This is a genomic window from Coleofasciculus sp. A1-SPW-01 (genome assembly GCF_040217205.1).
In the GTDB taxonomy this organism is placed as follows: domain Bacteria; phylum Cyanobacteriota; class Cyanobacteriia; order Cyanobacteriales; family Coleofasciculaceae; genus Coleofasciculus; species Coleofasciculus chthonoplastes_A.
The window spans coordinates 1-24,473 of the sequence record NZ_JAVJNP010000097.1 but is presented as its reverse complement, the minus strand read 5'-3'; the positions used below and the strand labels follow the sequence as shown (position 1 = coordinate 24,473).

General features: G+C 45.9%; 19 protein-coding genes and 2 pseudogenes. 12 read left to right on the top strand and 9 right to left on the bottom strand.

Annotation, left to right across the window (positions count from 1 at the left end; genetic code table 11):
- A pseudogene (locus RH949_RS14805) lies at nucleotides 1-147 on the top strand (RNA-guided endonuclease InsQ/TnpB family protein); the annotation flags it as partial.
- Nucleotides 148-406: 259 nt separating this feature from the next.
- Here the strand turns inward: RH949_RS14805 and RH949_RS14800 are convergent.
- Nucleotides 407-2,095, bottom strand: coding sequence for a potassium channel family protein (locus tag RH949_RS14800; RefSeq protein ID WP_446354116.1), 1,689 nt, complete (start codon nucleotides 2,093-2,095; stop codon nucleotides 407-409).
- A gap of 250 nt (nucleotides 2,096-2,345) precedes the next feature.
- Between RH949_RS14800 and RH949_RS14795 the strand changes: the two genes are divergently transcribed.
- Nucleotides 2,346-3,209, top strand: coding sequence for an endonuclease/exonuclease/phosphatase family protein (locus RH949_RS14795; protein ID WP_446354114.1), 864 nt, complete (start codon nucleotides 2,346-2,348; stop codon nucleotides 3,207-3,209).
- 90 nt (nucleotides 3,210-3,299) lie between these two features.
- On the opposite strand, the gene RH949_RS14790 is transcribed toward RH949_RS14795, so the two are convergent.
- Together RH949_RS14790 and RH949_RS14785 are read right to left on the bottom strand one after the other, a co-directional pair.
- On the bottom strand, nucleotides 3,300-3,812 hold the full coding sequence (locus RH949_RS14790; RefSeq protein WP_006097886.1) for a DUF2382 domain-containing protein: 513 nt from the start codon (nucleotides 3,810-3,812) through the stop codon (nucleotides 3,300-3,302).
- Nucleotides 3,813-3,906: 94 nt separating this feature from the next.
- Nucleotides 3,907-4,758 (bottom strand): DUF2382 domain-containing protein, encoded by an 852-nt coding sequence (locus tag RH949_RS14785; RefSeq protein WP_446354112.1) that lies wholly within the window; start codon nucleotides 4,756-4,758, stop codon nucleotides 3,907-3,909.
- A 371-nt stretch (nucleotides 4,759-5,129) separates the two neighbouring features.
- Between RH949_RS14785 and RH949_RS14780 the strand changes: the two genes are divergently transcribed.
- Together RH949_RS14780 and RH949_RS14775 are read left to right on the top strand one after the other, a co-directional pair.
- Nucleotides 5,130-5,546, top strand: coding sequence for a thiol-disulfide oxidoreductase DCC family protein (locus RH949_RS14780; RefSeq protein ID WP_446354110.1), 417 nt, complete (start codon nucleotides 5,130-5,132; stop codon nucleotides 5,544-5,546).
- A gap of 94 nt (nucleotides 5,547-5,640) precedes the next feature.
- Nucleotides 5,641-6,492, top strand: a complete 852-nt coding sequence (locus RH949_RS14775; protein ID WP_446354108.1) for a M48 family metallopeptidase — start codon at nucleotides 5,641-5,643, stop codon at nucleotides 6,490-6,492.
- A gap of 96 nt (nucleotides 6,493-6,588) precedes the next feature.
- Here RH949_RS14775 and RH949_RS14770 read toward each other — a convergent pair whose 3' ends face one another.
- On the bottom strand, nucleotides 6,589-7,338 hold the full coding sequence (locus tag RH949_RS14770; RefSeq protein ID WP_006097957.1) for a metallophosphoesterase family protein: 750 nt from the start codon (nucleotides 7,336-7,338) through the stop codon (nucleotides 6,589-6,591).
- A 324-nt stretch (nucleotides 7,339-7,662) separates the two neighbouring features.
- Between RH949_RS14770 and miaE the strand changes: the two genes are divergently transcribed.
- The gene (gene miaE / locus RH949_RS14765) at nucleotides 7,663-8,274 is read left to right on the top strand and encodes a tRNA isopentenyl-2-thiomethyl-A-37 hydroxylase MiaE (RefSeq protein WP_446354106.1); all 612 of its coding nucleotides are present in this window, start codon (nucleotides 7,663-7,665) and stop codon (nucleotides 8,272-8,274) included.
- Between the two features lie 541 nt (nucleotides 8,275-8,815).
- Nucleotides 8,816-9,427: a PEP-CTERM sorting domain-containing protein gene (locus RH949_RS14760; protein WP_446354104.1), complete on the top strand. Its 612-nt coding sequence runs from the start codon at nucleotides 8,816-8,818 to the stop codon at nucleotides 9,425-9,427.
- 119 nt (nucleotides 9,428-9,546) lie between these two features.
- Here the strand turns inward: RH949_RS14760 and tsaB are convergent, their stop codons facing one another.
- Both tsaB and RH949_RS14750 read right to left on the bottom strand, forming a co-directional pair.
- The gene (gene tsaB / locus RH949_RS14755; RefSeq protein ID WP_446354102.1) at nucleotides 9,547-10,206 is read right to left on the bottom strand and encodes a tRNA (adenosine(37)-N6)-threonylcarbamoyltransferase complex dimerization subunit type 1 TsaB; all 660 of its coding nucleotides are present in this window, start codon (nucleotides 10,204-10,206) and stop codon (nucleotides 9,547-9,549) included.
- A gap of 56 nt (nucleotides 10,207-10,262) precedes the next feature.
- Nucleotides 10,263-11,801 carry a serine/threonine protein kinase gene (locus tag RH949_RS14750; protein WP_446354100.1) on the bottom strand — a complete coding sequence of 513 codons (1,539 nt, stop codon included), beginning with the start codon at nucleotides 11,799-11,801 and terminating at the stop codon, nucleotides 10,263-10,265.
- 481 nt (nucleotides 11,802-12,282) lie between these two features.
- Between RH949_RS14750 and RH949_RS14745 the strand changes: the two genes are divergently transcribed.
- Nucleotides 12,283-12,972: a hypothetical protein gene (locus RH949_RS14745; protein ID WP_006098229.1), complete on the top strand. Its 690-nt coding sequence runs from the start codon at nucleotides 12,283-12,285 to the stop codon at nucleotides 12,970-12,972.
- 366 nt (nucleotides 12,973-13,338) lie between these two features.
- On the opposite strand, the gene RH949_RS14740 is transcribed toward RH949_RS14745, so the two are convergent.
- A complete protein-coding gene (locus RH949_RS14740; protein ID WP_446354098.1) occupies nucleotides 13,339-13,914 on the bottom strand; it encodes a hypothetical protein in 576 nt (191 codons plus the stop codon).
- A 216-nt stretch (nucleotides 13,915-14,130) separates the two neighbouring features.
- Here RH949_RS14740 and tftA point away from each other — a divergent pair, with 216 nt between their 5' ends.
- Nucleotides 14,131-15,489 carry a hormogonium tapered terminus morphoprotein TftA gene (gene tftA / locus RH949_RS14735; RefSeq protein ID WP_446354096.1) on the top strand — a complete coding sequence of 453 codons (1,359 nt, stop codon included), beginning with the start codon at nucleotides 14,131-14,133 and terminating at the stop codon, nucleotides 15,487-15,489.
- A 93-nt stretch (nucleotides 15,490-15,582) separates the two neighbouring features.
- Here tftA and RH949_RS14730 read toward each other — a convergent pair whose 3' ends face one another.
- Complete coding sequence (locus RH949_RS14730; RefSeq protein ID WP_446354094.1) at nucleotides 15,583-15,960, bottom strand: response regulator; 378 nt, start codon at nucleotides 15,958-15,960, stop codon at nucleotides 15,583-15,585.
- Between the two features lie 262 nt (nucleotides 15,961-16,222).
- A complete protein-coding gene (locus RH949_RS14725) occupies nucleotides 16,223-17,428 on the bottom strand; it encodes a tetratricopeptide repeat protein (RefSeq protein ID WP_446354092.1) in 1,206 nt (401 codons plus the stop codon).
- Between the two features lie 290 nt (nucleotides 17,429-17,718).
- Here RH949_RS14725 and RH949_RS14720 point away from each other — a divergent pair, with 290 nt between their 5' ends.
- The 4 genes and pseudogenes from RH949_RS14720 (at nucleotide 17,719) to RH949_RS14705 (ending at nucleotide 24,309) form a co-directional block, all read left to right on the top strand.
- Nucleotides 17,719-18,948, top strand: a complete 1,230-nt coding sequence (locus RH949_RS14720) for an esterase-like activity of phytase family protein (protein WP_446354090.1) — start codon at nucleotides 17,719-17,721, stop codon at nucleotides 18,946-18,948.
- A gap of 315 nt (nucleotides 18,949-19,263) precedes the next feature.
- Nucleotides 19,264-20,286, top strand: a complete 1,023-nt coding sequence (locus RH949_RS14715; RefSeq protein ID WP_006097947.1) for a daunorubicin resistance protein DrrA family ABC transporter ATP-binding protein — start codon at nucleotides 19,264-19,266, stop codon at nucleotides 20,284-20,286.
- Nucleotides 20,287-20,546: 260 nt separating this feature from the next.
- Nucleotides 20,547-21,440 carry an ABC transporter permease gene (locus RH949_RS14710; protein WP_446354087.1) on the top strand — a complete coding sequence of 298 codons (894 nt, stop codon included), beginning with the start codon at nucleotides 20,547-20,549 and terminating at the stop codon, nucleotides 21,438-21,440.
- Between the two features lie 123 nt (nucleotides 21,441-21,563).
- Nucleotides 21,564-24,309, top strand: a pseudogene (locus RH949_RS14705) (NACHT domain-containing protein).
- The last annotated feature ends 164 nt before the right edge of the window (nucleotides 24,310-24,473 follow it).

Here is a 24,473-nt window from a genome sequence, read left to right as displayed (position 1 = left end):
GAGTGTTTGTGTGGATTGATTCTAGACAGAGATTGGAACGCGGCGATCAATATCAAGAGAGTGGGGCTGGGCATATTCCCCACTATAAAACGCCCCAAGCGTAGCCTTTTGACTACGACAAAGGAAGCCCACACTATACCCGTTTAGGGTTAGTGTGGGAGGATGTCACGCTGTTTCCAAATCTAGCCAATCCGGAAAACTATTAACGAGAGTCGGTTCCTTGGTTCGGATCGCCTTCTACACGCTTGTTTTCACCTTGGGCTTCCGGAATGGTTGCTGGATCTTTCTTAGAAGCTTGCTCTTCAGCTTGGGGATCTTTAGCCTTAGATTTTGGCGGGTTTAGTCACATCCCTTGTGAGATAAGAAACGATAGTAGTGAAAGTGAGCCCCTACAGTTTTCCCAGATTCAACTCGCCAATAACTGAGACGGTGTAACTCGCCACAATTGTTCTAATTGTGACGCTGGCATGGTCAAGTATAAAACATCACCTGCCGCTAACGCTGTTTCCAATAAATCTCGACCGTGAAGCTTTTGATGTCGGGTTTCAATATATAGAGGAACAAACTCAATATCTAGGGTTAAATCTTTCACCCGCCGTCCACAGAACGGATGCTTCAATGTAATCGTTGTTGCTAACGCTACCCAAAGCGTATCGCCGGTCATGCCATTCCCTAAAATACGCCCACCTAAGGCGGCGGCGGCAAAGGCAGGTGTGGCTAATTCGGTGGGGCTGAGTACCACCTCAAAATTAAAAACTTGCTGCACTCCTCGGGCAAATTGGGGGTCATGATTTCGCACCACGATGGGTAAATTGGGCGTTAATGCTTTGGCACTTAAACTAATCTCGACATTGGTCATATCGCTACTGGTTACAGCTAATAAGGCTTCCGCTGTATGGATATTCGCCGCTTTTAAATGGGTCGCTAAACTCGCATCACCGATAATCACGGGGATTCCCAAGGAACGGGCAACACCGAGAAATCGATTGTGGGTATCGGGTTCAATGACAACCACGTCATAGCCATGACTATGCAGTTGATTAATTATCTGGACACCAATACCCCCCAAGCCACAAACAATATAATGATGGCGACTGGGAACACGGGCAGCATCCAAAAATTGATTAAAACGAGTACCTAAAATAAAATCGTTGAGTAGGGCGTAACAAATCCCAATTACACCTGCCCCAACTAACATCATCACCGCCGTAAAAATTTTGATGCTATCAGGTGCTAATTCTGCCACTTCTTCTTTCCCGCCAGCCCCGGTAATCATACCCACGGAAAAATAGAGAGCGTCAACGATTGAGGTATTCAACTGAACGCTAACATAAGTGAGTGTGGCGATGAAAATGGTTAGGAGTAGGGCGAGAGTTCCGGCGAGAATGGGTTGACCGTGGTGCTGGAACTGTCGCAGGTTAGTGAGCACTTTAAACAGTCGGCGTAGCCAAGAACCCCGACGGCTGCGGATATTGGGTTGAGTGCCAACAATTATGCGATCGCCAGATTGTAAGGTTCGCCCTTGCACAACGGCTGACACCAAACTCACCTGCCCTTGGACGGGTCGATAATAGATCAACATCCGCGATCGATCTTCCCACAACTCACTCAACTGACGCCCGTTCCAGGGATGAGAGTCATGGATGTATTCTTCGTGAATGGGCCACGTTTGATTGAATAGTCGAAGTTGTCCAATGGCTTGATTCCCCATCGCAGCAAAGGCAAACACCGGGGCGGCTAATGCGGCGACACTGAGACTGACATGATTGGGCAAAATCTGATCCAAGCGATCGCCTAAGCTGTTGTTAAATAGCCGACTAATAATCCGAATCCGAGGATTAAGGACTCGGGCTTGGGTGAGAATAGCCAGATTCAAGGCATCATCGCTAGAGGTGATAACTAGGGTTTGCGCCTCCTGAATTCCAGCGGCGAGTAGGGTGGCGGCTGCACGAAAATCGCCGATAATCAGATCCTGGCAGTTACCCGGAACCAGGCGATCGCTAATTCCGACAACAGAGGCTCCCTGTTGCTTTAATAGTGAGAAAATTTGATAGCCAGTGCGACCCAAGCCACAAACGATGATTCGGGGTTTCATGAATTTGTCTTATCCACAGACAGAGTTTTGCCTGGTCGTGTTTTGAACACCTATTTTCCTACAGATTTACCGCGACCATTGTAACCGAAGACACCAAGACTAGCAGAAATCTGGAAAAAAGTGCTCCGGGTTGATCATTTATCCGGCAAATAGGGTGGCTTTTTTTGCGGTTATCAGCAGCAATCCCTGTTTATTGACGAAAGGAAATCCTTACTCTTAAACTTAATAGTAATTAACTCGAAAACAGTTTATGACCAAGCCTCCGATTCCTCCAGACCTACAAGAACTCAACCCGAAGAGGTTTAATCCCGAAAAACAAGCTTGGACTCAATCAACCGATGTTGTCAGTGACACAAATATCAGTGAACTAACACTGGTCACCTATAATATCTGGTTTTCCGACTATCATCGTCAACAACGCCACGAAGCTATACTGAAGCTTATTCAAGACTGTGATGCTGACGCGATCGCGTTGCAAGAGGTTACGCCAACCTCTCTCAAACTAATTTTAGAGCAAGACTGGGTTAGAAAGAATTACTATAGTTCCGACACTACAGGAGTAACAGTAAATCCTTATGGCGTTCTCTTGCTGTCAAAGCTTCCTATAGATCGGTTATTTTTCTGTGACCTGATCAGTCAAATGAGCCGCAAATTCCTCTGTGCTGAATTGCAGCTTAATGGGCAAAATTTTAATATTGCTACGGTTCATTTAGAAAGCAAGAAGAAATTTGCATCCATCCGCACCATACAACTTGCTGATATCTTTCCCCTCTTGGAACACGCCGATCATGCTGTACTCATGGGTGACTTTAATTTTTGCTCATCTTGGAAAAGCGAGAACCGTAATCTTGACCCTCGCTATCAAGATATGTGGGCAGTTCTGAGAGGTGATGAACCGGGCTATACTGAAGATACGGATATTAACTTAATGAGGTTACAGCAAAAACAGAAACATAAAAAAGTCCGCTTTGACCGCATCTTACTCCGTTCTGCTTCCCAAAGTTGGCAGCCAGAATCCATTGAACGCCTGGGATTAAAACCTATTTTCCCTGATTGTCCTAATGTTTTCCCATCTGACCATTTTGGTTTAGTGGGTCATCTAATAAGTAGGTAGGTACAATAAAAGTCAAAGGCAGAGATGTCTTATGTCTTATGCTCCCTTATCTTCCCCATCTTCCTCCTCTCTCCCAGCTTCCCCTGCTTTCTATTTACTCCCACGACAGCGATCAAACATCTGTTGGTACGTTTCCTGAAGCTCTGGATTGTCCACCACTAGCTCTACACGCACGTTAACACAGCCGTGATTATCTTGCAGCGCGATCGCGGCTAAAAGATCGCTGGCTGCTTTAGGTGAAACAAATTCACCGTTGACAGTATTCGTTGTCGGTAGACTCGTCTCTACACTATCAGGAACACCTGTAACTTGCCCCTTCCCTAAATCAATTTCTGCCAATTGTTTCGGTTCTTCACCAACTTGTTCAACAATTAATTTTTCCCGCCGTACAGGAACTTCTACCACACGAGTTTCAATTTCTTTGCGAACGACAACTTCACCGACTTTCTGCTTACTGCGGTTAACGACTAACTTTTCTTCTAGCAAGCGAATCATGTCTTCTTCGACTATCTCTGATGTCTGATCAGACTGTTCTAGATCACTATTCACTATCTCTTCAGCATCCATAGCTTTTTCCGAATTAACAGCAAAAATTTTACCCACAACTTTAAGCTTGCCAGCCTAGTAGGGTGGGCATTGCCCACCCCCGTATCCACCAATTCATTTAAATCAGTGAAATTCAATGGCTTTCAGAATTCTACCGACGACCCTTGACTACAGGATTGCCATCTACATTGACTTCTAATTCTTCGCGGCGAACCTTTTCTTTGGCATCTACGGTGTCACGCTTAACTTCTTTCTTGACACCCACTTCTTCCCGAACAAAGGCTTTCTTCTCGATATTTGCTGCTTCTTCATAAACTTCCACACGCGCAACTTCACCGTCGTGGAAATCAGCAGTACCTGGTTGAACTTCGCGGGCTTCTGAGGGACTGTTTCGCTCAATTACGACCCGTTCTTTTTCTACAGGAACTGATACCTGAGCTGTTTCAGATTCCACATGCTTACCCAGGGTAACTTCACCGCTCTTGTAACGGTCTTTGTTGGCAATTAGTTTCTCTTCATACAGCTTGAGATTTTTATGATCCTGCTCAGTAGTGGTGTAGAGTTCAGGCTCATGATCATAGCTGTAGGTGTCGCGATCAGAGGTTTTCGCCTGAGCCGATGTTGCTCCTGCCGAGCGATTAGCCGCCATTGGTCGGTAGACGTTCCGGACTCGTTCTTCGTAGTCGTAGTCAACAGTCATGTTGTCATGATATTCCGGTAAGCTTTCGGCTTGCGCTTTTGTCATACCGATCACATAAACCCGATGACGATCATAGTCCATCTGGGCATAACCTACAGGTAACAAGACATTTTTACCAAAGATCCAGAAGCCTGTATCAATGACTAGATACCGGAAACGACCATTTTCATCCAGAAGAGCATCATGAACTTCACCGATTTTCTCTTCACGATCTGAGTAGACATCATATCCTTTAATGTCATCGCCACCGAAAATCTGTTCTTTATAGTTAGGGTAAAACTTGTCTATTTTTATGAGATTCATAGAATAGTCTCCGTGTTTCTTTGTCTTTATGTTTGAGAGTTCAACTCTCGCAATATACTTTTATATTACAGAAAAAAAGCTTTTTGTGAATCCATCAAAAGACATAAACAAAACTAGGTTGGTGATTTTTTTACACTGATACTGTGATTTCTTTAGATTTAGAATATTTGTGCTGATTGACCGAACTTTCTTCTACGCAAATTTCTTAAATTTAAGAATATCCCCTTAGGTTACAGGATTTAATCAAATACAATATATAAATGTCCAGCAATTTAACATGATGAATTATCTTTTTTATCCTCCTATAGGAATAGATTAAATTAGGTATAGTAAATAAAGATAACTCATAAGGAGTGCGATTAACCCCTTTGATGCAATATCACGTTATTTACGACGGCAACTGCAATCTTTGTGTCACGTTAGTGCAGCTTCTGGAAAATCTGGATCAAGGACAGCAGTTTGATTACATTCCCATGCAGAATGAAGCCACCTGTGAAACCTTTGGTATTACCCCCCAAGACTGCGAAATGGGCATGATTCTCATCGATGGGGCATCCCCGGAACGTCGGTGGCAAGGGAGTGAGGCGGCTGAGGAAATTGGGCGTCTGTTGCCCATGGGCGAGGTGTTCGTCTCAGCATATCGGGCAATGCCTGGAATGAAATGGCTGGGCGATCGCACATATCAACAGGTTCGTGATCATCGGTATAGTTGGTTTGGCAAGCGATCGAGTACCTACAATTCAGCTTATCCTCTGGGATGTCAGGATAACCAAAATTGCCAGACGTAATAAGTGTTTCTTGAGAGCCAATGGCAACTTATACCCTATAAGTAGCGTCTATTGTTTGAGTACCTGAACTGTAGCTATTTTAATTTTATGTACCATGGTTAATCCTTTCTCCATCTGGTCTCATCGTCACCGTCGTCGTTTATTATATCCGTTGGTGTCAGCGATTTTGGCGTTTAGCCTGATCGTGGGTACACCTCAGGTGAGTCAAGCAATTCCCTGGCTGGATCTGATTTTCCGAGGCGTCCAGATTATCCAACTTTCCAATATTTCTGAGCGCCAGGAAGTCGAGATCGGGCAGCAGATCAATCAGCAGTTGGTGAGAAACCAGATCCAACTCTATCGCAATTCCAGTGTCAACCGCTACATTGATCAGATTGGTCAGCGATTGGCAAAAGAAACTCAACGCTCTAATATTCCCTATACGTTTCAGGTGGTTAAGGATGACAGCATTAATGCCTTCGCGACTACGGGGGGTTTTATTTATCTCAACACAGGTTTGATTGAAGCGGCGGACAATGAGGCTCAACTGGCGAGTGTGATTGCCCATGAAATCGGGCATATCGAAGAGGAACACATGATTGAACAAATGCGCCAGACAGCGATCGCCAGGGGAGTAGCCGTTGCCGCAGGTCTAGATCGCAATACCTTAGTTAATATTGGCGTAGACTTGGCGCTGCGGTTACCCAATAGTCGTGAAGATGAATTTGAGGCGGATCAAGTTGGGTTAGACATCCTCAAAAAAGCAGGCTACGCACCGTCAGCCATGGTAAATTTCATGGAGAAACTCCAGCAGAAAAGCGGTTCCGTCCCCTCTTTCCTCAGCACTCATCCCGGCGTTCACGATCGCATTAACGCATTGAATCAGGCGATTGATCCGGCTGAAGCTACTGTCGGTGATGGTTTGGATGAAAGTGCTTATAAAGCCAAAATTCGCCCCCTGCAATAGGATGATCTCTGGTAGCAACATCCATCCCTCGTTCTTTGGGTTCCCAGCTTCCCAGACGTAGCATGCTACGTCTCTACATTGCTTCCCCATACTGCACTAGGAACGGAGTACAGAACGACGTGGTAAGAGTTGTGAAGGCTCTACCCTTGTCACCGCCTCCTCAAGTGGCATTTGGCGAACCCGTTGTTTAAAAACATTGGCTTGATAAACCCGTGAGTTTGTCAGGTCTAATCCTGTGAGCCAACCACTTTTCGGGTGATACGCGCCCGTGTCAATATCCAACCATCCTCGCCCTTGGGCAATTCGTCCCGGTTGTACTCCTGGCAAGGTAAAGGTAATCGTATGACCAATGATAATTAACTTATCGGTAAAATAAGGCTCTTGAATGCTATGAAATTCGTCTCTAATCCAACAGAATTGTTCTGTCGTTTGCTTTTCTAAGGGTAAACGGGGATGAACTCCAGCATGGACTAACCATGTATCTCCCAAATCGATATGGGTGGGTAAGGTACGCATCCACTCGATATGGTCTTGGCGGACACCACTCTCACCATAACTATTGATGGTACTGTGACCACCACTATAGAGCCATGCTTGCAGGGCTGGACCATAGATTTCTCCCTGACCCAGGATTTCTAAGAGCATTTGCTCATGATTGCCTAGCAAGCAAGGATAAGGGCTTTGCTTGACAAATTCAACAACTTGAGAGCTTTGGGGACCCCTATCAATTAAGTCTCCCAAAAAATGGACTTGATCGTCTTTACTAGGAGCGATCGCGTCTAATAAAGTCATTAGGGTATCGTAGTGCCCATGCACGTCACCGATAACAATCCGGCGGTGAGTCATTGTTTATTGATCCAAATCCGTGTCGTCAAATAATAAGTAGCACCCATAAACGTTTACTTGCACCAGTTTTTTTATTAAAAGCTGGATTATTGTGCGCCGAGGTATGTTCACCAGGGGTAGGCAAGATTCTCAGGGTCAGGATACTCTATTATCTATTAGTTAAAACAAGTGCTAACATCTATCTTCCGGGTTTCAGAGGAAATTCATTGAATTTCACACCTTTTCCGCTTAGCATCCAGCACGCCATTGATAAATACCAGTTTCCTCGAATCCCAGTCTCTATCCTACTCATCTTCCCCCTATTGTGATTCACTAGACAGTTCGATGTCACCAAAACCTGTGTTAGATTCTCCCTGGGTAATTCACGCCCTCCAACAACCCACGAGCTGGGCTTGGGTAGAACAAGCCCTAGCTCACCTTGATCTCATTCTACTCGACCATTCCCAATGCGAACGCAAAGCGGCAGGTGTAGCCCTGAATTTAATCTTTCGCTATCCATCGAGTACGCAACTGGTTCGTCAGCTTACCGCGATCGCGCGTGAGGAATTGGATCACTTTGAGCAAGTCAATCAATGGCTGGAACGACGGGGTATTCCCCTAGCTCCTCTATCCCCGCCGCCTTATGGCGCTGAGCTAACAGCTCAGATTCGCCGCCATGAACCGGAGCGGCTATTGGATTCTTTACTGGTTGCGGCTTTAATTGAGGCTCGCTCTCACGAACGGCTGGGATTACTGGCAACTCATTGTCCTGACCCGGAGTTAGCTGAGTTTTATCAAGGTTTGATGACATCCGAAGCCCGACATTACGGGGTGTACTGGGTGCTAGCGGACACCTATTTTGAGCGGGAGGTTGTCAGCCAGAGGCTAGCAGAACTAGCTGCAATCGAAAGTCAGTTACTGAGTACCCTTTACCCAGAACCTCGAATTCACAGTTAAGGTTAGGGTGAGGGGATTAAACGAGTGGGTTTTGTCACCTATTGTTTTTACTTATGTATAAATGATAACTTTTTCCGGAATTTATTTTAAAGAATTGATAAGTTTAACCCAAAATTTGAACCGATTAAGTTACCTCAGAGTATAGTCAAAGTGATCAGTCAACAGTCACTCATGGTTCGCTCATTTGTTGAATCGTGTTAACACTTGGAAGCATACAATCTGTAGTGTTATCCAATTGTAGACATCGGATAGAGTTGCAGACATCGGATAGAGACAGCGATTGTCTTTGGAGACGAAGTGATTAAGCTTCAAGAACATACCTAGAACTTACGCAAAGCCTCTATGTGTAGGGTGGGGAGAGCGTAGTGTAACGCACTTTGTCACGATATGCGGTGTAGCTGCGTAAATCCTGATACCGATGACCAATCCGCTCAGGATAACCCGTTAAAGCAATTCCCTAGTGAGCAACTCTAAAAACTCATATTCGAGATCTGAGTGAGCGAATGATAAGTGATTGAAGTTCTACCTAGGAGACGTAACGATGAATTTAGCAAAGACTTCAACAGTCCTTGGCTTATTGGCTGGCGGTACTCTGGCTTTATCGGCGATGCCAGCAGACGCTGCCTCATTTAACAATGGGGGTATTTTGTTTGATACCGATACTAAAGTTGATTTTGAGTTCCTGGAATCTCACGGATTGTTCAAATCGACCTTGTTTATCGTAGAAGCAACCGATAAAAATACACCCGTATATACCCTGTTTACCGAGAACCAGGCATTTGATACGAGTAGTTCAGATTTTATGGGGACTTGCCCCACGTCTGTCACAGCACCTGATGGGTCCTGTACAAACTGGTTCGAGTTTCAAGGTGGTGTAGAGTATAGCTTACTGCTTGACTCTGGTAACAATGGTAAGGTTTGGTCAACAGATGCCTTGAATATGCCTGTCGAGACACTGGCATTGTTTAAGTTTGAACAAACTGATGCTGGCAAGTACACGATTGACTTTGAAGATAAGGGAATTACTCCTTATGACTTCAACGACTTTTCGATCACGGCGCAAGTCAAAGATATCCCTGAGCCTGCTACTTTGGTAGGTTTAGGATTAGTGGGTGGAGCATTGGCTCTGACCCGTCGTCGTAAAGCTCAGTAAAGATCTGAAGCGATCGCGCTTTTCATGCCTATTAGCTTCAAGCTCGCTGAATCATACTTCTATTCAAAAACCCACACTAAGCTGACATGATAGTGTGGGTTTTTGGTTGTTCATCAGTATCACTTAGTTTCAACCGGATGCTGTCCGTAAAATGGTAACGCCTCGGACCAGTGAGGACGCTTGCCTTGCTGCCAATCTAAATAAGCCAAGTCTAATACGCTGGTGACACAAGTTCCTAAATCAACGGATACCTCAATGAGTTGATAGGGGAGGTTTTGATTATCTAGGAGTTGTTGCCAGATATCAGGTGTCATCACCGCATCAGGTACAAGCGGTGTCAAGCTAGAACCCTCTGAGGAGAGTTGATAGATTGCGGTATACAACTGCCCCCGTCGAGCAGGCATTTGTAGCGCGATCGCTCTTTTGTGTGAGGTTTCTTGAGGCTCTTTTCCTTGAAGCGTTGCCGACCAAGCCACGGCTGCCAGAGTGGAAATGGCAAATAACGGAATATCCAGTTGCTGTGCCAACGTTCGGGCTGTTACCACACCAATACGAGTGCCTGTAAAACTGCCGGGACCTTTGGCGACGGCAATAAATGCCACATCTGACCAAGCGTTTGGGAGTAAAAACTCACTCAAGTGCTGATGTAAGTGAGTTGATAAATCTCGTCCCAAATCCCAGGTAACCGCACGATGATCACTCTGAAAATTACTGATAGCTAATCCGAGTTGGGGGCTGGTGGTATGTAGGGCTAAACCGTATTGGTTGTCATTTGTCATTTGTCTTATGTCTTATGTCATACTCACTCCCGAAAAGAAGCAAACTAGGTTATTTGTCATTCCTCATCCTCTTCAGTGGTTTCGGGTTTTTTCGGTAGGGGAGCTTCTGGGGGAGCAGGTGCTTTTTTCATGTTTTCTAGGGGTTCGCCAACAGACTCAGACGGGGGTTCGCTGACCGATTCAGATGACTCAGCAGACTTGGGAGTCACTGGAGAGGGTGACGCTTGCGCCGGTTGAGATTGATTTTGGGATGCTGGGGACGAGTTCGGTGAAGGTTTAGAGGTTGAAGTTGGCGATTTTTTCTCAGAGGAGGGTGATTCTCCAGGAGCGGATGAAGGGTCTTCAGCAGTGGGTGAGGGAGAAGGTTCAACTGAATCTCTTGATTTTTTAGGGAATCCCGGAAAAGAGCGGCGAGAGGGTTTCTGTTCCTGGTTGGAGGAAGGGTCATCTTTGCCCTGGTTGGGTTCAGTGGTTTCCTCACTATCATTAAGCTCAGTATCAGGATTTAGGGGTTCCTCTGGGGATGAGGGTTCAGCCGCTGGTGGGGTTGACAGATTTTGAGACTGATACCAAATTGTTCCCAATCCGACTAAACCTGTAGCAATAACAGCGCTCATTCCTAGTAACACGGGAGAAACACCTAAGCGTCGATGCCAAGGCGTATATTGAGTAGGTTGGGACTCTCGCTGACGGGAACTGGCTTCCTGTGGCGGTGTTAAAGCAATTGTGGCACCATTGGTGGTCGATACAGGATGGGAGACGAATTCCGGGCTGGATTCAAAGGGTACATCCGGCAACAGGGAGAGCCATTCGGCTACCGATGAAGGGCGATAACGCGCCTCAATTGCCATCCCGCGCATGACCGCTTGATTTACGGCAGCACTGAGTTGGGGTTGGAGATCACGGGGAGCAGGCATAGGTTGGCGCTCCCGGATAACGGCGGGTGTGGGGATTTGGGCAGTTAACAGGGTATAGAGAGTGGCGGCTAAACCGTAAACATCGGAGGCTGGGGTGCGTTTTTCTTTGATTAAATACTGTTCTAAGGGGGCATAGCCCTCAGACAGCATGTTAGTGTGGGTTTGAGTTGTATTCAGGCTAAATTCCCGGGCAATGCCAAAGTCGATGAGGACAACTTTGTGTGTGCCTTCGCGTCGGATGATGTTGGCAGGTTTAATATCTCGGTGGAGTAAACCTTTTTGATGGACTACGGTTAAGGCGTCCCCAATTTGGCAGATGTAATGAATGGCGGTGGCTTCACTGAGAGGTTTGCCGGGAAGTAAAATCTCTTGTAAGGTCTGACCATCTACATAGTCCATTACCATGTAGGGCCACCCTGCTTCCACAAAGAAGTCACTGACTCGGACAATATTGGGATGGGTACACAAGGCGAGCCGTCGTGCTTCATCCTGGAATAGGCGCTGAAACCGAGAGCAGTCCGGGTTACGATGCATAGACTCGTCTAGGGTTTTAATCACCACCACCTGCCCTAAATAGTGATGGGTGGCTTTATAGGTGATGCCAAAGCCCCCTCGTCCTAATTCTTGCTCTAGAGTGTATTTGCCACCCTGTAGGGTTTTACCAACTAACGAGTTCATACACTGACCTTAGGGTTGAGAAAAAATTGTCAGTTCAGAATTCACTTTAACTCAGAATTTCTGGATTTAGGGATGAGGTGTCAGGGAATGCGGAAGATAGGGGAGATGGGGAAGCAGAGGGAGCAGAGGGAGCAGAGGGAGCAGGGGGAGCAGGGGGAGCAGGGGGAGCAATGTAGAGACGTGCCATGGCGCGTCTGGGAGCAGGGGGAGCAGGGGGAGCAATGGTACATTTTCCCTGATAGTGGTGCAAGGAGATGAAAGGGTTTGACCTTTTTTCCTTGAACAAGAGCAACTATCAATGCCACTCAAAGCCTTGATAGTTAATGGTTTCGGTTTTATGCAGCAAACCATACATATAGAAGACTGTGCGTAAATCCTGTCCCTATCTCCATCATGGAACTAGCACTTCAGATCAAGCACTTCGGATCAAGCCATTGTCAATGAGAAGTTTTAACATATCCCCCCTGAGAACGCGACATCAGTGAAGCAACAGAGTTTACGACAATGGTTTCGATGGCTGACTCGGTGGATTCGCCGCATCTTTCAGAAACCAGAAACGTTCCAACCAACGTTTCTGGTTCTTGAGCGCACCTATTCGGCTGATGAATCCATCGTGCTTTTGTCCGTCGAACGAGACGCGCCCGGTGCTGTCGGAACCTGGTATCTATTGAATCAACACAATCCCCGTCATAATCTGTTGATTACCCTTGACAACTTGGCGGCGATTCGATTAGCTCTGGATGCCAATTCATTTTCTGATAGGGATACGTCCATCTTGGAGCTATCGTTAGCCCAGGAAGACCAGATTTTTCGGACTCATCGGTTTAGCGTGCAGTGGATTATTAAATTGAAGAGTTCGCGCAAGGTTTTTCATTTGATTGGAACCTGGGATCTCGACCTACAAGGTGATACCTGGGACCCTAATACCAGTGCATTTACCATTGGTCGTTTGGTGGTGCGAGAGGCGTTGAACTTACCGCCGCTTCCGGGAGTGTCGTGGCGTTTCCGCATGACTGAGTTTCCCTGGATTGAGAGTTTACAGAGTTATAGCAAGATGGTTTTGGGGGATAACCATAATTGTTATACCAAGAAGTTGAATCTGAAAGAACTTAAGGAACTTAGAGATGAAATTGAACGGGGGCGAGGTGATAGAAAACGTCATAAATCATAAGTCGTTCTTCGTTTAAGCTGTTATGCATTTAAACTGTGATAAGAGCATTACCTTTATTTTTCAGTTTACGCCCCCAGTTAATAACTAGCTTATATTTATTTAAAAGCTTATTACCCCCTTTTTCTGTTGTTGTTAATTCAGTGTCCTAGCGTTTCAAGCGCTTGTTGCTTGGGTTTCGCCGAGTCCCGGCGTACCTTTAATTAAACGCAAATTGGCTTTAAAAAAGCAACTCCGACTTTGCAGCCGCGAGCTGTCCTCAATATAGCACGGCGAATCAATTCGCCGCGTCGGATTTCATCCTCCCGCCCTTTCTTTGTGAGGAATGTAGAGGCTTAGCACGCTACCTTTGGGATCTCAAAGAAGGATCTAATCCGGGAAGGCGAATCCGGTTCTGGGATCGCGGATAAATAACCCCAGCACTAAGGAGTCCATCACCGTGTCCCATACGGGGTTCAAACGCTCTGCATCATCTACCCAGTAGTCATAAGTAATCAAACATTGAACGCCAGAACCTAACCCAATACAGATGCGGGAATAGGCGTCGCGGTTTTCGTTAGGGTCAATAAATTTGAATTGAGTCCAAACGATGCGGGCGGTTTGGCGCTTTAGTTCTATGATTTCCCCCTTCTCAGTTATATTCCGCTCATCATCTCGAACGACTCGCTTTAATAAAGAAACTAAGGGAAATTCAGCCCAGTCGCCTGGGGGGAGTAGATTATAGGACGCTTCTAAGCGACAATCATCGTTGGGTGGCTTGTTGTCCAGAAACCGAAACGATTTGGTATCCGGTTCAAAATGCCAATCTTCGGGAACATCAAAGCGCAATGCTCCTCGCCCTGCTACGAAGATCCGATGTCCTGGCTTGGATGTCCAGTTGTGGTCTTCTTTTAGCTCTAGGGTTTCCTTGATCCATTGGAGATTGTGCTTTTTGCGTTTAGCCATAGCCGATCGCCTAGATGAAAACCACATTTAATTATTGATGGTAGCACTATCTCTGGCTCTCAGAGAGGGTAGGCTCGGTTTCTACACCATTTCTTTCTCTGGATGGAGGCGAGCAAAAACTGATACGGTTAAGCACTAGCCGAAAGACTCCGAAATCCTTATTCTGGATTAATGGCAGTGAGTGTGAATGAGCAGTGCTGAGGAAATAAATAACTAATGGGACGAATCTTTATTTCTGCTGGACACGGAGGAATTGAACAAGGGGGGCGCGATCTAGGCGCGATCGCAGGCGGTACAACGGAAGCTCAACAGATGATTCTGCTGCGGGATCAGATTGTCCCGGAGTTGCGATCGCGTGGCTTTGAGGTTCTCTCTGTCCCCGATGACTTGAGTTCAGCCGAATCGATCCAATGGATTAATGCTCGTTATCGTCCCGGCGATGTGGCGCTGGAAATTCATGCGGGTTCTTCCCCGAATCCCAGTGTTCGAGGAACGGCGGTTTACTACATTGCCAATAACACTGAACGCAAAAATCATGCAGAACTGATCCTCCTCGCACTCCTGCGGCGTCTTCCCCAATTACCCAACCGAGGCGCGAAGACGGATACGGCGACAGGGATGGGTTTTCTGGCGTTTACCCGCGATACGATTCTTCCTTCGCTGCTGATGGAGGTTGGCTATCTCACCAATCCAGAGGATCGCTTTATTATTCAAAATCGCCGCCGCGAGATGGCGTTAGGGATTGCGGATGGACTAGCGGCGTGGAGTCGGGCGGTTTCGGGAACGGAACCGGGAGGAAATGGAACGGATGTTACCTATCCTTCGATTAATATCAAGATTAATAATCAAACCTATGGAGAGCAAGGCATTATTGTCAATAACAATGCCTATATTCCGATTGACTTAGCCGATCGCTTGGGTGTGGATTTAACCACGATTCCTGGTATTCGTCGCCTCCAGTATCGGGGAGTGGTTTATGTGAAAGCGATTGAATTGCGAGATTATAATATTGCAGTCGGTTGGGATGCGGCGACACGGACGGTGATTTTGCGCTCTATTTTACAAATTTGTCCGGGTCAAATTGACCGAATTATGGCACATGGGAATACGTCAGAAGTGCAGTTAATGATGTTCCTCAAAGCCAATAATGAAGACGCCCTGGCTCAGTTTCCTGACTTACCCAAGCTTTACCGGGAAGAAGCCGCCATTGAAGGGGTAAATTATGATATCGCCTTTTCTCAAGCCATGGTGGAAACGAATTTCCTCCGTTTTGGTGGCGACTTAAAACCCAGTCAAAATAACTTTGGCGGTTTAGGATCAGTCGGGGGTGATCCAGAGGGGGCGACATTCCCCAGCGCTCGATTAGGCGTTCGCGCTCATATTCAACAATTAAAAGCCTACGCCAGTTTAGAACCTTTGGTACAAGAAGTGGTTAGTCCCCGGTTTCGCTTTGTCACTCGTGGGATTGCACCCCTCATCCAGCAGTTGAGCGGACGTTGGTCGGCTGATTTGAATTATGGCGATCGGATTATGGCTGTTCTTCGGCGTCTCTATGAATCAGCCGGGTTTTTCTAAGGGTGAGTAGTCCTCAAGCCTTTATGAATGACAAATGACAAATGACAAATGACGATCTCTACCGTTAACTTTTGTTGTGTCCACATACTTACATTATGACCAGTCCAAAACTTTAGTTACCTCCTTAGTTAGCGTTATTGGGTTAAAGGGTTTAGCAATAACTCCAGCAATATCTAACTGATCAAATTGAGTGATGTCGTTGTTAAACACTTTTGCCGTGAGTAAAATCACGGGAATTTTTTGAGTGCTGGGAGACTTTCGTAACTCTTTCAATAGAGTTAACCCATCCATATCCGGCATCATCACATCTAAGAGAATCGCATCAGGTTGTTCAGTTTGGGCTAACTGTAGTCCTTTCTTGCCGGATTCAGCCGTGATTACTTGCCAGTTGCCAATCGTTTCCAGGCAAGCTTGGATCACTAAGCAAAGATTGGGTTCATCATCAATGACTAGGATACATTTGGTAGACATAAAGGGAACTGAAAATGGGAAACAGAAAACAGGGAATAATCAATTTAAATGTACATCAGCTTACTTTTGAAAGAGGGCGGGTTTTGTTGGTCATTTATTGGTAATAAGGGCGGGTTTTGTTGGTCATTTATTGGTAATAAGGGCGGGTTTTGTTGGTCATTTATCGGTAATAAGGGCGGGTTTTGTTGGTCATTTATTGGTGAATAGCGAAATTTAGTCCCTAAACCCGCCCCTACAGATTTGCTAAACCCGCCCCTAAAATTTACTGATTACTTGTTTCCTCCTGATTAATTTTCTCAATTTGACGGGCAAAATGGGTTTCTCGATACTGCAATGATCGCGCTAATTCTAGACCTTTTTGAAAAGCGTCTAAGGCTTGGGAATACTTGTTTTGGGCGAGATAAATCTGACCCATTTGATCGTAAGCCTGCATCAACCCATAATAATTGTAGGACTGTTGTTCCACAATAATCAACGTTTCGTACACCTGGAGTGCATAGTCGGGTTGGTCGTAAGATAAATAGAGTTGGGCTAATTTTTCGAGTGCATCACTGGCATAAGCAAATTGTTGTGATGACCAAGCGAGTGCATAAGCTTCTTGGTAGCTTTGAGAGGCTTTCTCAGGTTGATTCAGGGCTTCGTAGTCGGCACCTATCCCAATTTTTAGGGCGGGGATTTGAGTATAATTGTCTTGGTTGAGATAACTGTCCACTAACCGTTCCTTGATCCGCAGGGCATTTTCGGGTTCCTGGGATTGTTTATAAATGTTGAGCAATTCTTGTAGATAGTTAATCTCCGCCACGCGATCGCGCCTTGCTTGAGCTATTGCTAGTAATTCTTCATAAATGGCGGCGGCTTGGGGATAATCAAACCAAGCTAAGTGGAGTTGGGCGATTGTCTCTAAGGTTTCGGCTTGAGTTTCCAGATCACCTTGTTGACGGGCATCGGCTAAAATTTGCTCATAGATAGCTAGGGCATTTCTGGGAACTCGTACCTGTTGATAAGCTTGACCTAATGCACCTAAAAGTTCTGGCTCTAACTCTCCTTCTTCCTCAGCGTTTTGCTGAATCGTTTCTAAGCGTTTAGTAATTAACTGGACTTGAGATTTCGCATTCCGACTCCAGGCAATTTCACCGACGCGCCCTAGGGTTTTGACTTCTTCTAATCGTCCACCCAGAACTCGCCGTAACCGAATTTCTCGATACCAGATATCAAACGCCTCTTCTAGATTTCCCGCCCTCAATTCGGCGGCGGCTTGATTATTCAGTTGATTGAGATCTTCCCTCAGTCGGCGGCGTTCTAAGGGGCTTAAAGAGCGTTCTACGGGGGGATTGGGAAGCAGGGGATCACCAGTGGTATCCAGTTCTAGGGGATTGGGTGGATTTGTTTCAGCGGGTTGGGCTAATGTTGGACTACTTAACCCTAACCAGAGCGCCGCTATGCAAAAGAGTAGTTGAACTTTTCTCATTACTTTAAACTGTATAAGATGCAACACTGTTTTAAGGAGAGCCAGGAAATAAATTTCCGGCTGAAAGCTAAAGTAAGCTAAAGCTTACTACATTAAAGACTTTTAACCCGTTTGAACGGGACGTGAGCTTTTAGCCCATAGACGCAAAGTGGCTTCTCTTCGAGAACTTTAGTTCAGAGCTTAAGTCTGATTAATTATTATCTTATCTGCCAACGTAATCACCATTGACGCTTAAAATCAACTTAGAGTTTCTACAGGAACCCCTTACCCTAAGACGTTTGACATTTTTTATGAGTCAGCCCATAACACAAAATCCATTAAAAATCAATAGATTTCGCCCCCTATTATCTCGACTCTTCGTCGTGGCGATCGCGCTATTGATTCTGTTGACGACGAGTTGTAGTCCCTCTACCGCTAGAACCGCCGAACAGCGCACGTTTCTGGATTTATCCTTGGACTTTTTGGCGGAGTATCAATTACCCAAACCGATGAGGTTTGAGGATACTCCCGTTGGCGGCTTATCCGCCCTCTCCTATGATCGCGATCGCGATCGTTTTTTGGCACTGTCCGATGATCGGTCAAATCTTGCACCCGCCCGATTTTACACCCTGGCGCTGGCAATTAACCGCGACTCAGCCGGAGAAATTGGGATTGAATCCGTCACCGTTGAGGATGTAACCGTTCTCAAAGACGAAAACGGCAAACCCTATCCGGCGGGAACCATTGACCCCGAAGGCATCGCCCTATCCGGTAAAGGTGGCGTATTTATTTCCACTGAAGGGGTTCCTAGTCAGGGAATTGAACCCTTTATTCAAGAATTTGACCGCCAAACGGGGCAACCGTTGCAACGCTTGCGAATTCCTGACCGTTTTCTCCCGAATAATACTACACAAGAGGAACAAGTTCCCCGTGGCGTACAAGAAAACCTAGGCTTTGAAGCATTAACCTTAGAACCCATTACGTTAGCGGCGGCGAGTGGCGATCCTTTTCGCCTATTTACAGCAACGGAATCCGCGTTAATTCAAGATAGTTTACCCCCAGATTCAGATGAGGTTCCCCGAATTCGGCTGCTGCATTATTTAATCAGCGATATTGCGCCACCCATGCTAGTAGCGGAACATTTGTATCCACTGGCTCCCGCCCCCAAAGGGACAATTGATTATGGCTTATCGGAATTAGTGGCATTAGATACAGAAGGTCACTTTCTTAGTTTAGAACGGAGTTATGGGTTGTTTGGACTCAGCGCCCAAATTTATCAACTAACCCTGGGTGGGGCAACCGATACATCTAATGTTGCCAGTCTCAAGGGGAATATTTCTCGCCTTGATCCGGTGAAGAAAAAATTGCTCCTTGATTTGAGTACTTTGGGAATTTATTTAGATAATCTGGAAGGGATGACCTTAGGTTCACGGTTGCCAGATGGGAGTCAGAGTTTGGTATTAGTCAGTGATGATAATTTTAATCAAGCACAGATTACACAGTTTCTTTTGTTTCGCTTAAACCTGAATAAGTCGAATTGAGCTAAATTGTAGTGGCGTGACCCAGCTAATTGGCTCTCTTCCTTTCTCCCCTTGTCCTTGTCAACCTCAATTACAAATTTAAAGCCATAGCAGGTTGACAACTTGAAATAAATGTGCATTTATTCCAATTCTCCCCCCACTGCCAACAAACCCCTTAAAATGAAAAGACAGCTAATTGTTGCAGTATAAAACGCCCCAAGCGTAGCCCTGAGCGAAGTCGAAGGGCTGCGACTAAGGAAGCCTACACTATACCCGCCAAGGGTTAGTGTGGGAGGATGTCACATTTGTATAGCCAACTCAGGTATAGAACGATATATGGCTGCTGCCGTTTTAATCGAGAACCTAAAAAAATACTACGGGGATGTCGAAGCCGTGAAGGACATCTCCCTGAACGTCGAACCGGGTGAGATTTTTGGCTTACTTGGTCCAAATGGGGCGGGGAAAACCACAACGATTCGCTGTCTGTGTACCTTAAGCAAACCAGACGCGGGTAAGATTGAGGTATCGGGAATTTCTGCGATCGCGAATCCTAGAGCCGTCCGCCGTCGCATCGGTTATGTCGCCCAGGAAGTGGCATTAGACAAAGTGTTGACGGGTCGCGAGTTACTGCAACTACAAGCGGATTTATATCACCTACCCAGCAACGTTGGCAAAGAGCGGGTCAATACCATGATAGAGGTGTTGGGCTTGCAGGACTATGCCGATAAAAAGACCGGAACCTACTCCGGCGGAATCCGCAAGCGCCTGGATTTAGCCTCCGGCTTACTCCATAAACCCGATGTGTTAGTTCTCGATGAACCTACCGTGGGACTTGATATCGAGAGTCGGGTAGTGGTGTGGAATTTCCTGCGTCAATTGCAAAAGGCTGGCACGACCATATTTATTACCAGCCACTATTTGGAAGAAGTAGATATTTTAGCCGATCGCGTGGCAATTATCGACAAAGGAGTTGTTATTGCCGAAGGAACGCCTTCTCAGTTAAAGGATAACGTAGGAGGCGATCGCATAACCCTCCGCATCCGGGAATTCTCGCCCATGGAAGAAGCCCAAAATGCCAAGGAAAAGCTGGAGGTGTTACCTTTTGTCCAAGAAGTGATTATTAATACGGCGCAAGGAAATTCCCTTAACTTAGTGGTTAAGTCCCAAAGTGACGCATTAACCAACATTCAGCAATCCTTAAAAGACGCCGGATTACCCATCTTTGGCATTGCCCAATCTCGACCTAGTTTAGATGATGTCTACCTAGCCGCCACCGGTCAAACCTTAATGGATGCTGAACTCGCGGCGGCGGGAACACGAGATGTGAAAGCGGAGAAAAAGCAACGGATGAAGGAATGATGGGGTGATGGGAAGCAGGGGGAGCTGGGGGAGCTGGGGAACACCTCGACTTCGCTCGGTGTGTCAGATAGGGGAGATTATGTAGGGGCGGGTTTCACTACTATCTTTTTAGTTACACCCAGATGTAACTAAACCCGCCCCGACTAAATGACAAATGACGAATGACAAATGACGAATGACGAATGACAAATGACAAATGATGAATGACAAATGACGAATGACCAATAACAAATGACGAATGACCAATAACAAATAAAATTATGAGTGGAACTGTAACACCATCAAAACCGGAAATTAATTGGCAACCCGACGTGGTAAGTCAAGTCCCCGTCAGCGATAAGGCGGGTGTGGGTGAATTTGTCCAAGAAACCTTGGCACTCACTAAGCGCTTGTTTATCCAACTGCAACGACGCCCATCTACCCTAATTGCTGGTGTGATTCAGCCGTTGATGTGGCTGATTCTGTTTGGGGCGTTATTTCAAAATGCGCCAAAAGGACTCTTTGGCGAAAGCTTATCTTATGCCCAATTCTTGAGTGCTGGTGTAATTGTATTTACCGCCTTCGCTGGTGCGCTCAATGCTGGCTTACCCGTGATGTTTGACCGGGAATTTGGCTTTCTGAATCGTTTACTTGTTGCACCTTTGGCGTCTCGTTTCTCCATTGTTGCCGCATCCGCTATTTATATCGTCGCCCTCAGCTTTATTCAAGCCGTGGTGATTGTCGCCGCCAGTGCGGTGATGGGTGCGGGTGTTCCCAATATAGCTGGACTGGGTGCGATCGCGCTGATTGTTTTCTTGCTGGTAATCGGGATGACAGCATTAAGTTTAGGACTCGCTTTTGTGCTTCCGGGTCATATTGAACTAATTGCGGTCATTTTTGTCACCAACTTACCGCTACTATTTGCCAGCACCGCTCTAGCGCCGCTATCCTTTATGCCAAAATGGTTACAGCTTGTCGCTAGTCTCAATCCCTTAAGTTATGCGATTGAACCGATTCGCTATCTCTACCTCCATGGAGATTGGTCTTTAGGTAGTGTTGTCATGGAAGCGCCTTGGGCGTCAATTACATTTGGCGGGGCTGTTTTAGTCTTGTTTGGCTTTGCCGCCGCCGCGTTAGTTCTGATTAGTCCATTGCTGCGGCGTCGATTTGCCTAATGGCATTGAAACTTAGCATTTGGGGAGCGTTAAAACCCTTGATATACCGTAGTAGGGTGGGCATTGCCCACCCACTTTAATTTAAATGGTAAACATACGTTTTCTAGAGGAATTAGCAGCATCGTGGAACTTTGGACAGCGCTAGGCGTTTCTATCCTCAACGACTTACTTTTAAAAGACATCCTCCTGAAACTGGGGAAAGAAGCATTAGAAGACTATGTAAAAGATTTTTTCAAAGACTGTATTAAAACCGGGGTACAATCTGCCCAACCCGATATCCTGAAAAAAGCCCTCGGTGAAGCTTTACAGCAATTTCTCAAACTCATCGAATATGAATTACTCTTCTATGTAACCGAAGCCGAAGTTCGAGACAACTATCAAATAGTAATTGAACGGTTTATCAAAGACGATGACGTTAAACCCCTGTTAGGAAAAGCCTTTGAAAAAGATTGTCGCGCCATCGACGCCAATCAATTAAGTACAATTTGGGTGCAGCACTATTCACCTGATATGCCAACTGGGTTTAACTGGGAGGAGATTACCAAACCCTATCTCAAAGAAGTTAAAAGCATTGTCCGCAATTCGTCCGATTGGGGAAATTATTAACGATAAAGATAACTATCGCTATCTGGTGATTCTCGGTGATCCGGGTTCGGGTAAGTCTACCTTATTGCAATATTTGGCATTAGATTGGGCAAATTCTACCCCCAATGATGCCAATTTCCAGCCGATTCCCCTGCTGATTGAATTACGCACCTATATGCGGAATCGCGATGTGGGACAATGTAAGAATTTCCTGGAATTCTTCCATGATAGTAGTGGGATTGTCTGTCATCTGAATCAGCATCAATTGGTGGAACAGTTAAAAGCCGGAAATGCTTTAGTCATGTTTGATGGCTTGGATGAGGTATTTGATCCGGGAAAACGGGAGGATGTAATTACTGATATTCATCGCTTCACTAATAACTATCCTGATGTGCGAGTTATTGTCACCTCTCGCGTGATTGGCTATAAACCACAGCGGTTACGAGATGCTCAGTTTTATCATTTTATGTTGCAAGATTTGGAGGAAAGTCAGGTTAAGGAGTTTATTACTCGTTGGCATGATTTAACGTTTACCAATCAAGTGGATAAACAGAGGAAGTGGGAACGACTCCAACGGGCAATTGATACCTCAAAAGCGATTCGCGAACTGGCTGGAAATCCCTTATTGCTGACAATGATGGCAATTTTAAATCGCAATCAGGAATTACCCAGAGATAGACCCGAATTATACAACCAAGCGTCGCGGGTGTTGCTGCATCAATGGGATGTGGAACGGGCGTTAGTAGAACATCAGCAGTTAGAGATTCAAACGATTGATTATAAAGATAAGCAGGAGATGTTGCGTCAGGTGGCTTATCAGATGCAAGCAGCGGAGAAAGGGTTGGCGGGTAATCTGATTGCGGCGGATGAGTTAGAAGGAATTTTGACCAAGTATCTGAAAACATTAGATATCAATAATTCCAGGGCGGTGGCTAGGGTGATGAGAAAGCAACTGCGGGAACGGAATTTTATCTTATGTTTCATGGGGGCGGATTATTATGCCTTTGTGCATCGGACGTTTTTGGAGTATTTCTGTGCTTGGGAATATGTTTGGCAATTTGAGAAAGAACGAACAATTTCTCTAGAGGAGTTGAAAAGCGATGTTTTTGGCAAGCATTGGCAGGATGAGTCTTGGCATGAAGTGTTACGGTTGATTGTGGGGATGATTGAGCCAAAGTTAGCTGGGGAGATTCTGGATTATTTGAGGAATCAGCCGGGGGAAGCGGAAAAGTTTATTAATGTGTTTCTAGCGGCGGCTTGCCTGTCTGAGGTGAGGAATCGTTCGGGTATTGCATCAACGGCGACTCAATTACTGAATCAGTTAAAGGGGTTAATCCAGTATGACTTACCTTATTATTACGAACCTTATCAAGAGGAAGCAAGGTTAGTTCAGGAAATTCGTACTAAAGCGGTTGTTGCTATTGCGACAACCTGGCATGATTCTCCAGATACCTTACCTTGGCTGAAACAAAAAGCCCAATCTGATGACGATTCGGATGTGCGACGTGCAGCGGTGCAAGAATTAGCCAAAGGCTGGAAAGATGACCCCATTACCTTACACATTCTCAAGCAAAAAGCCCAATCTGATGAGAATTGGGTTGTGCGAGGTGCAGCAGTGCGACAACTAGCCAAAGGCTGGCATGATTCCCCAAATACTTTACCTATTATCAAACAAAAAGCCCAATCTGATGACGATGAGTATGTGCGACGTGCAGCGGTGGAAGAATTAGCCAAAGGCTGGAAAGATGACCCAGATACCTTACCTTGGCTGAAACAAAAAGCCCAATCTGATGACAATGGGTTTGTGCGATATGCAGCGGTGCAAGAATTAGCCAAAGGCTGGAAAGATGACCCAGATACCTTGCCTTGGCTGAAACAAAAAGCCCAATCTGATGACAATAAGGATGTGCGAATGGCAGCGGTGCAAGTATTAGCCAAAGGCTGGAAGGATGACCCAGATACCTTACCTATTCTCAAACAAAAAGCCAAATCTGATGACAATTTTTTTGTGCTAAATGCAGCGGTGCAAGAATTAGCCAAAGGCTGGAAATATGAGCCATGGCTATTTGAATTGTTACGCGATCGCGTTCTCAATGATCCCTTTGTGCGAGAGGAAGACTGGCAAGACAATCCTCGGCAATTAGCCATTGAAATCATTATAAAACAATATCCTGATAATCCCCAGACTCTACCCTTGCTGCGCGACAAAGCCGAAAATGATCCTGATGAAAAAGTTAGAGAGTTTGCCCAGAAAAAATTGGCACAATTAAAGTTAAGTCTGTAGGGGCGGGTTTCACGACTATCTTTTGGGTTGCAAAGGTGCGTTAGCGAAGCGTAACGCACCCTACACCCGCCCCGACTCAGGTATCTAGACTTGCTGTTATAGCAGTAGACACATCGATTAGGACGTTCGGCACCATTGTAGAGACGTTGCATGCAACGTCTCTA